At 75.5% G+C, this 1,144-nt stretch carries 2 protein-coding genes; both read right to left on the bottom strand.

Annotated features, from left to right (window positions below):
- Positions 1–537 (bottom strand): carbohydrate ABC transporter permease (locus D7231_RS35355; RefSeq protein ID WP_242000091.1); only part of this gene is annotated, 537 nt, incomplete at its 3' end.
- Positions 538–548: 11 nt separating this feature from the next.
- A partial coding sequence (locus tag D7231_RS35345) for an extracellular solute-binding protein (RefSeq protein ID WP_120760486.1) occupies positions 549–1,144 on the bottom strand: 596 nt, incomplete at its 5' end.

Genomic DNA, 1,144 nt, shown 5'->3' with positions numbered 1-1,144 from the left:
GGCGAAGACGGAGACGAAGGCGGGGATGGCCCAGGGCAGGACGAGGGCCGTGCGGTAGAGGGCGCGCCCGCGGAAGGCGCGGTTGAGGAGCACCGCCAGGCCCAGGCCCAGGGAGAAGGTGACGGCCACGCAGGAGGCGGTCCACAGGACGGTCCAGCCCAGGCGGTCCCAGAAGTCGCTGTCGCGCAGGATCGCGGTGTAGTTGTCCAGGCCGACGAACTCGTAGGTGGCGGGCAGGGTGTTGACGCCGATGCGGCGTTCGACGTTGGACTCGTCGGCGTTCGTGAGGGAGAGCCAGACGCCGCGGACCAGGGGCCAGCCGACGATGGCGGCGGTGACGACGACCACGGGGGCGGTCATGGCCCAGGCGTACCAGTGGGTGGCGAGGGCGCGGCGCAGCCGGCCGGGCGGGCGCCCGGAGGAGCGGGCGGCGTTCGCGGAACGCCCCGGGCGGGCCGCGCGGGTGCGGCGGGCGGGGGCGGGGGGCTCGGCGAGGGCGGCGGCGGGCTCGGCTGCGGATGCGGCGGTGTCGGCCATGGCGGGACCCCCTACTCCCAGTCCTCAAGCAGCTCGCGGTAGGCGTCGCCGGTGTCGGCGGCGGCCTCCTCGGGCGAGGCGGAGCCGGTGAGCATGGCCTCGACGGCCTCGCGCAGCGGCTCGAACAGGGACTGGGCCTGCGGGATCCAGGGGCGTTCGCGGGCGGTGTCGACGGCGGGGCGGAAGAACTCGACCATCGGGTCGCCGGCGACGGAGGGCTCCTGGTAGACGGAGGCGCGGGTGGGCAGGAGGCTCAGCTCCTCGGTGACGCGGCGCTGGACGTCGGGGGAGCTCATCCAGCGGACGAACTCGAAGGAGGCGTCGGCCTCGGGCGTTCCGGCGTAGACGGCGTAGTTCCAGCCGCCGAGGGGGGCGCCCTGGTCGGCGGCGCCGGCGGGGACGGGGGCGACGCCCAGGTCCTCGCCCAGGGCCTCGGTGGCGTCGGCCAGCGCCCAGGGGCCGTTGACCATCATGGCGACCTCGCCGGAGGCGAAGGCGGACATCATGTTCTCCCAGCCGTCGCTGGTGTCGGTGGTGGCGGCGCCGGAGTCGACCAGGTCGCGCAGGGCGCGGAAGGCCGCCACGCCGGAGGGGTCGTCGACGGTGA

Source organism: Streptomyces klenkii (assembly GCF_003626645.1).
GTDB classification, from domain to species: domain Bacteria; phylum Actinomycetota; class Actinomycetes; order Streptomycetales; family Streptomycetaceae; genus Streptomyces; species Streptomyces klenkii.
The sequence above is the reverse complement of the archived record's forward strand: the minus strand, read 5'-3'. Positions and strand labels throughout refer to the sequence as shown.